Below are 7,137 nucleotides of genomic sequence, written 5' to 3' on the forward strand. Positions count from 1 at the left end.
ACCCCCACCCCCGACGGCACCGACCTCGCCGCGACCGGCGGCTCCGCCCTGACCCCGCTGATCGCCGGCGTCGCCATAGGCCTGGTCGTCATCGGCGGCGCGGTCCTGGTCGTCCTCCGCAAACGCGAGCAGCCGAACGAGTGAGCCGACCGACCCGGCATCGGGAGGGCCGGGCAGAACCGAGCCCCCTCGCCTGCCGGGAGGCGCTCGGGCCGTGCTCGCTCAGCAGAACGCGGGCGGGACGCTCTGGTCGTACTGGAAGACGTTGCGAGGGTCGTACGTCGCCTTGATCGGGCGCAGCCAATCGACGTCGGACCCCAGGAGGCGGTCTCCCAGTCCCGCATGCCGGTGTTCGGGGCGTTGACGTAGGCGCCGTCGACGCAGGGGCGCAGCGCCTGGCCGAACTCGGCGATCCAGGCCTGGGCCCGCGGTCGCGCGAAGAACCGCCCCCGAGAAGAACGAACCCAACTCAAGGGCATATCTCTGATCACATGAGTCAGAAAAGGAGCACGGGTCGGCGCTCGGCGATCGAATAACGATGGACCGCGCGCATGGCGAGCTTCCAGAATGCGCAGTGGCGCGGGCCCACCGGGGGACCGCTTGTGCCCCGGGAAGGACCCCGACGTCCATGTCCGTCTTTCGCTTGCCCAGGCCTGCATCCAGACGTCCCCGGTCAAGGCCGGCCGTCGCCGTCACGGTCGTGGCCGCGGCCCTGGCCGCCGGGTCACTGACGACCACGGCGTCGGCCCACGCGGCGTCCGGCACCCCGGCTCCACCCCGTACTGCGTCGCACAGCACCCGCTCCCCGGCCGCGGCCCGACCGACCTGTGCGATCGACGACACCAGTGGCTGCCTGAACAACACCGCCACCAGTACCTTCACCACCACGACCAGCCCTGCCGACGCAGACGGCTCCGGCAACAGCTTCGACGCCACCGACCTGACGAGGACGGCGGGCTGGCAGAGCGGCGGAACCGTAACCATCGACGGCGCCACCATCAGGCTGCCGAAGTTCGGCACCGGCGCCTACGACAACATGCTGGCCTCCGGGCAGAGCGTCACCCTGCCGGGCAGCGGCGTGGTCGACACCGGCGACGCCGTGGTCATCCTCGCGTTCGCCACCGGCGCCGCGGTCACGGACGCCACCGGCACCATCACCTACGCCAAGAACAACTGCCTGGACCTCAACGGCGTCCCCGCCGAGCAGAGTTATGGCCTGGACACCGTGCCGGACTGGCTCTCCGGCCCGGCCTCCGCGGCCTCGATCAACCTTGCCCACGAGAACCACAGCGACGGCACCCAGACCACCCCGAGCTCCGGCCCGAAGGTCTATGCCCTCAGCGTCCCGCTGGCCTGCCCCGGCTCGGTCATCAGCAGCATCTCCCTGCCCCAGCTCACCAACGGTGTCCAGGCCGGCCGGCCCGCCCTGCACATCCTCGGGCTGGGCGTGCGGCCGACGACCGCCACCGGCAGCGGATCCAGCGCCCGGCACTGGGTCGGCACCTGGGCCTCGGTCCAGGACACCGACAAAGTGCAGTCGTCCAACGGCAGCACGGCGGCCATCGACAGCCAGACCCTGCGCATCCCCGCCCACGTCAGCATCGGCACCGACAGCGGGAACGGAGTACGCGTACACCTGTCCAACGCGATGGGTGCCACCCCGGTGACCTTCGACGCGGCTTCCGTCGCCCTGCAGGACACCACCGCAGCCGGCGCCACCGCAGCCGCGGCACCAGCGACGCTGACCTTCGACGGTTCCCCCTCCGTCACCGTTCCGGCAGGCGGCGACGCCACCAGCGACCCGGTCACCCTGACCGTCGAACAGCAAGCGACCGTACTGGTCAGCTTGCAGGTGCGCGGCCTGGCGCCCGCCATGCCCGGCCACTCTGTGGCCCGGACTCCCGTCTGGGTCAGCGACCACGCCGACCGCACCGGAGACACGGCCGCCGCCCACTACACGCAGACCACGTACACCGGTCTGCCGTACCTCTCCGGCATCGACGTCACCACCTCCACCTCGAACCCCACCGGCTCGCTGGTCCTCTACGGAGGCCAGAGCGTCAACGGGGGGACCACGAGCGACGACGGCCGGCATCACCTCAGCGACGCGATCACCAACGCCCTGGCCGACGATCCCCACTCGGACGCCCCCGTGCACTACGGCGTGCTCAACGCGGGCACCGACACCAACCGCCTGCTGCCGCAGATCACCAGCAGCCCCGATCCGGTCAACGCGCTCAACCCCCTGGACCGCAACGTGCTGGCCCAAGGCAACGTGCGAACCGTCCTCGTCTCCACCGGCGCCACCGACCTGCTGAACTGCACCGGCAACGCCAACACCTGCGCCACCGACGTGGAGAACGGACTGGCCTCCCTCGACACCCAGCTGAGCTCGTACTACACCGACGACAGCCAGCTCTACGTCAATCAGCAGCCGATCACCCAGAACTCCGGCATCACCGTCTATCTCGCCACCATCCCGCCGTTCAGCGCCGCCCACCCCGGCACCGCGACCCAGGAGGCCGCTCGCGAGCAGGTCAACACCTACCTGCTCGACAACTACACCGGTCGGCTCATCGACTTCGCCGCAGCGGTCTCCACCGACGCCGGCGCCACGTCCTCGACCGTCAAGGCCGCCGACCTCTTGGACGGCGAACCGTCCGACGCGTACTACGCCGACCTCGCCGGCCGATACGTCGACGACACCGACTCCGGCACCCTCGTCTACCCGCCCAACTGAGCCCACCAGCGGGCCGGGCCCCGCCGCTCCCACCGGATGCAGCGGCGCCCGGTCCGTCGGCCGGCATGCCTACCGGACCGACGCATGGGCCGTCTCCTTGTTCCGCCCGCCAGGATCCCTTCTGTGAGGATGGGCGTCCTCACCGGTGGCACAGTGCGGCCACGGAGCCCCGTGCGAGTCGGAACAGATCTTGTGGAACGGGAGAGACGGATGCGTCGCCGCAGAGGGACCCGCAAGGTCCCCGCAACCGCGATCGCGACCGTGCGTGAGTGGAGCGACGAGGAGGGGTGGGGCGTGCTGGACTCGACCGAGACTCCCGGAGGGTGCTTCGGCCACTACTCCGACATTCAGGGGTCCGGCTTTCGCACGCTGTCGCCAGGGCAAGAAGTCGATCTCGTCTGGGAAGCGCCCGGCTTCAAGCAGGACGGGTACGACTATCGCGCGGTGAGTATCGTCCCCAGGACTGCCTGACATCCACGCGCTGGACCGTCCCTGGGCCGCCCGAGGAGGCCCAGGGGCACTCGGTGGCGACCGACAGCGACGGACGCGCCACGGGCGCCACCAGGGAAAGACCAGGTCAGAGCCCCGCAACCCAACGAGTTTCCACCTAGGGGTGGCCGTACGGCAAGATGGGGTGTATCTGCCCACTGCCAGATTTCAAGCTGCCGGACGGTTTCTCTTGGCTGAGTTCATTTACACCATGCGCAAGGCGCGCAAAGCGCACGGCGACAAGGTGATCCTCGACGACGTCACCCTGAACTTCCTGCCGGGTGCCAAGATCGGCGTCGTCGGTCCGAACGGTGCCGGTAAGTCGACCGTGCTGAAGATCATGGCGGGGCTGGAGCAGCCGTCCAACGGCGACGCGTTCCTGTCGCCCGGCTACACCGTCGGCATCCTGCTGCAGGAGCCCCCGCTGAACGAGGAGAAGACCGTCCTGGAGAACGTCCAGGAGGGTGTCTCGGAGATCAAGGGCAAGCTCGACCGATTCAACGAGATCGCCGAGCTGATGGCGACCGACTACTCCGACGCGCTGCTGGAGGAGATGGGCAAGCTCCAGGAGGAGCTGGACCACGCCGAGGCGTGGGACCTCGACGCCCAGCTGGAGCAGGCCATGGACGCGCTCGGGTGCCCCCCGGGCGACTGGCCGGTCACCAACCTCTCCGGTGGCGAGAAGCGCCGCGTCGCGCTGTGCAAGCTGCTCCTGGAGCAGCCCGACCTGCTGCTCCTCGACGAGCCCACCAACCACCTCGACGCCGAGTCGGTGAACTGGCTGGAGCAGCACCTGGCCAAGTACCCGGGCACCGTCGTGGCCGTCACCCACGACCGGTACTTCCTGGACAACGTGGCCGGCTGGATCTGCGAGGTCGACCGCGGCCGGCTGCACGGCTACGAGGGCAACTACTCCAAGTACCTGGAGACCAAGGCCGCCCGCCTCAAGGTCGAGGGCCAGAAGGACGCCAAGCGCCAGAAGCGCCTCAAGGAGGAGCTGGACTGGGTGCGGTCGAACGCCAAGGGGCGCCAGGCCAAGTCCAAGGCCCGTCTGGCCCGCTACGAGGAGATGGCCGCCGAGGCCGACAAGATGCGGAAGCTGGACTTCGAGGAGATCCAGATCCCGCCGGGCCCGCGGCTGGGCAACGTCGTGGTCGAGGTCAGCGACCTGCACAAGTCCTTCGGCGAGAAGGTCCTCGTCGACGGGCTGTCGTTCACGCTGCCGCGCAACGGCATCGTCGGCGTCATCGGCCCGAACGGCGCCGGCAAGACCACGCTCTTCAAGATGATCCAGGGCCTGGAGACGCCGGACTCGGGTCAGATCAAGGTCGGCGAGACCGTCAAGGTCTCCTACGTCGACCAGGGCCGCGCCAACATCGACCCGAAGAAGACGCTGTGGGAGGTCGTGTCCGACGGGCTCGACTACATCAACGTCGGCCAGGTCGAGATGCCCAGCCGCGCCTACGTGTCCGCCTTCGGGTTCAAGGGGCCGGACCAGCAGAAGCCGGCCGGCGTGCTCTCCGGCGGTGAGCGCAACCGCCTCAACCTCGCGCTCACCCTGAAGCAGGGCGGCAACCTGCTGCTCCTCGACGAGCCCACCAACGACCTCGACGTGGAGACCCTCTCCAGCCTGGAGAACGCGCTGCTGGAGTTCCCCGGCTGCGCCGTCGTCGTCTCCCACGACCGCTGGTTCCTGGACCGCGTCGCCACCCACATCCTCGCCTACGAGGGTGACTCCAAGTGGTTCTGGTTCGAGGGCAACTTCGAGTCGTACGAGAAGAACAAGGTCGAGCGCCTCGGCCCGGACGCCGCCCGTCCGCACCGGGCGACGTACAAGAAGCTGACCCGGGGCTGATCGGTCTTGCGCCACATCTACCCGTGCCCGATGCGCTGGTCCGACATGGACGCCTACGGCCATGTCAACAACGCGGTCTTCGTCCGCTATCTGGAAGAGGCCCGGATCAACTTCCTGTTCCGTCCGGACAAGGAGTTCCAGCAGGGCTCCGTGGTGGCGCGCCATGAGATCGACTACAAGCGCCAGCTCGTCCACCGGCACCATCCGGTGGACATCGAGCTGTGGGTCGCCGAGATCCGTGCCGCGTCCTTCACCATCGCCTACGAGGTGAAGGACGAGGACGCGGTGTACGTGCGGGCCTCGACCGTCGTCGTACCGTTCGACTTCGAGGCCCAGCGCCCGCGCCGGATCACTCCGCAGGAGCGCGAGTTCCTCCAGCAGTACCTGGAGCCGGCCGGGGCCGAAGAGGGCGAGGCCGTCGCCGCATGACGGAGCTGCACCTCGTGGACGAGACGGAGGCGGCGGACCTCGCCGCCTTCCTCTCCCGGTTGCTGCACTACGACCGCGGTGCCGCGGTGCGCCTCCAGGCGGCGGGCACCGCGCTCGCCGTCTTCGGCCGGCCGCCCTCCTTCGAGGTGCTCGCGGTGCGCGCGGTGCGGCTGGCGAAGCCGTACGAGGACGGGCTCGACGCCACCCTCGACGTGACCGTCTCCGCCGGTGAGCTGCTGGAGTCGGTGGACGAGCGGGCGGCCACCGCCGCCGTGCCGGGCGCGGTCACCGGGCCGCCGTGGGCCGGTGTGCTGCCGCCGCGCGGTGGCTGGCGGGCCGAGCCCGGGCTGCCGGCGCCGGACGCGCTGCGGGCGACCGTGGCCGCGGCGGTCGGTGAATTCCGGTCGCGTACCGAGGAGTTGCCGCCCGAGCGGCGCACCCGCGCGGAACTGGACCGGATCGGCCGGGACATCTGGTCCCGGGAGATAGGGCACACCCGGCTGCCCGTGCGGGCCGTGCACGCGGCCCAGTCGCTGGGCTTCCTGCGGCCGGGCACGGAGGCGGCCGACACCGGGCTGCTGTCCTCGGGGGCGTGGCTGCGGCTGCGCACCCCCTACGGGTCGGTCGCGGTACGGCGGGCGGGGGCGCTCGGCTCCCTCGCGGTCAGCGTCAACGCCGCCGGCTGAGGCGTAGGTCCCGCCCGTCGGTTCCGTCCGGCGGTTCCTCTTCCGCGATTCCTCTTCCGCGGTTCCGCTTCTCAGAGTTCCCCGCTGTCGTCGCGCCGTACGGCGATGTGGTCGGACTCCAGTTCCAGGGCCACCCGGTCGCGCATGTCCAGGGCGCGGACGTAGTCGGCGGGCAGCTGGAGCCGGCCCGCGCGGTCGAGCATCGCGTATTCGCGGGCGACGACCGTCTCCCTGCCGGTGCCGGCGTCCACCTCGCTGCGGCGCAGCACCTCGGTGGAGGTGCGGCCGTCCCGGATGGCCACCGTGCGGCGCACCTCGCTCGCCACCGCCTGGTCGTGGGTGACGATCACGATCGTGGTGCCGAGGGTCTCGTTGGCCGTGCGGAACGCCTCGAAGATCTGGGCGGCGGTGTGGGAGTCGAGTTCGCCGGTGGGTTCGTCGGCGAGCAGGACGGCGGGGTCGTTGGCGAGGGCCACGGCGATGGCGACGCGCTGCTGCTGGCCGCCGGACATCTCGTGCGGGCGGCGGTCGCGGCAGTCGGCCACGTGCAGCAGCTCCAGGAGTTCCAGGGCGCGCCGGGCGTGGGCGCGGCGGCGGCCGCGGCCCGCGAGCCGCAGCGGGAGGGCGGTGTTCTGGGCGGCGGTGAGGTAGGGCAGGAGGTTGCGGGAGGTCTGCTGCCAGACGAAGCCGACGGTCTCGCGGCGGTAGGACAGGCGGTCGGCGGCGCTCATGGTGAGCAGGTCGCGTCCGGCGACGCGGGCGGTGCCCGCGGTGGGGGCGTCCAGGCCCGCGAGGATGTTCATCAGGGTGGACTTGCCGCTGCCGGAGGCGCCGACGAGGGCCATGAGTTCGCCTTCGCGGACGAGGAGGTCGAGGCCTTGGAGGGCCTGCACCTCGATGCCGGCCGTGGAGAAGATCCGGACCAGGCGGTCGCAGGT

The 7,137-nt window shown here is 70.4% G+C and carries 8 protein-coding genes; 6 read left to right on the plus strand and 2 right to left on the minus strand.

What is annotated here, in order from left to right; all coding sequences use genetic code 11:
* Positions 1–144: LAETG motif-containing sortase-dependent surface protein (locus tag FRZ03_RS40560; protein ID WP_315902666.1), on the plus strand; the 144-nt coding region annotated here is incomplete at its 5' end.
* Positions 145–222: 78 nt separating this feature from the next.
* Here FRZ03_RS40560 and FRZ03_RS41285 read toward each other — a convergent pair.
* Positions 223–630: a BBE domain-containing protein gene (locus tag FRZ03_RS41285; protein WP_398661113.1), complete on the minus strand. Its 408-nt coding sequence runs from the start codon at positions 628–630 to the stop codon at positions 223–225.
* Between the two features lie 70 nt (positions 631–700).
* On the opposite strand from FRZ03_RS41285, the gene FRZ03_RS25890 reads away from it, so the two are divergent.
* The 5 genes from FRZ03_RS25890 (at position 701) to FRZ03_RS25910 (ending at position 6,199) form a co-directional block, all read left to right on the plus strand.
* Positions 701–2,740, plus strand: coding sequence for an SGNH/GDSL hydrolase family protein (locus tag FRZ03_RS25890; protein ID WP_146467544.1), 2,040 nt, complete (start codon positions 701–703; stop codon positions 2,738–2,740).
* Between the two features lie 210 nt (positions 2,741–2,950).
* A complete protein-coding gene (locus tag FRZ03_RS25895; protein ID WP_146467545.1) occupies positions 2,951–3,211 on the plus strand; it encodes a cold-shock protein in 261 nt (86 codons plus the stop codon).
* Positions 3,212–3,419: 208 nt separating this feature from the next.
* Positions 3,420–5,084: an energy-dependent translational throttle protein EttA gene (gene ettA, locus FRZ03_RS25900; RefSeq protein ID WP_070027213.1), complete on the plus strand. Its 1,665-nt coding sequence runs from the start codon at positions 3,420–3,422 to the stop codon at positions 5,082–5,084.
* A 6-nt stretch (positions 5,085–5,090) separates the two neighbouring features.
* Positions 5,091–5,513: an acyl-CoA thioesterase gene (locus tag FRZ03_RS25905; protein ID WP_146467546.1), complete on the plus strand. Its 423-nt coding sequence runs from the start codon at positions 5,091–5,093 to the stop codon at positions 5,511–5,513.
* A complete protein-coding gene (locus FRZ03_RS25910) occupies positions 5,510–6,199 on the plus strand; it encodes a DUF8185 domain-containing protein (protein ID WP_146467547.1) in 690 nt (229 codons plus the stop codon). The genes FRZ03_RS25905 and FRZ03_RS25910 overlap by 4 nt, the downstream gene beginning before the upstream one ends.
* A 71-nt stretch (positions 6,200–6,270) precedes the next feature.
* Here FRZ03_RS25910 and FRZ03_RS25915 read toward each other — a convergent pair.
* The coding region (locus FRZ03_RS25915) for an ABC transporter ATP-binding protein (RefSeq protein WP_146467552.1) at positions 6,271–7,137 on the minus strand (867 nt) is incomplete at its 5' end.

Origin of the sequence: Streptomyces misionensis (assembly GCF_007896895.1) — a bacterium.
Taxonomy (GTDB): domain Bacteria; phylum Actinomycetota; class Actinomycetes; order Streptomycetales; family Streptomycetaceae; genus Streptomyces; species Streptomyces misionensis_A.

What these genes read in the sequence shown, in the direction of transcription:
- FRZ03_RS41285 (WP_398661113.1), bottom strand. Translation starts at nt 630, where the DNA reads ATGGACGTCGGGGTCCTTCCCGGGGCACAAGCGGTCCCCCGGTGGGCC.
- FRZ03_RS25895 (WP_146467545.1), top strand. Translation starts at nt 2,951, where the DNA reads ATGCGTCGCCGCAGAGGGACCCGCAAGGTCCCCGCAACCGCGATCGCG.
- FRZ03_RS25910 (WP_146467547.1), top strand. Translation starts at nt 5,510, where the DNA reads ATGACGGAGCTGCACCTCGTGGACGAGACGGAGGCGGCGGACCTCGCC.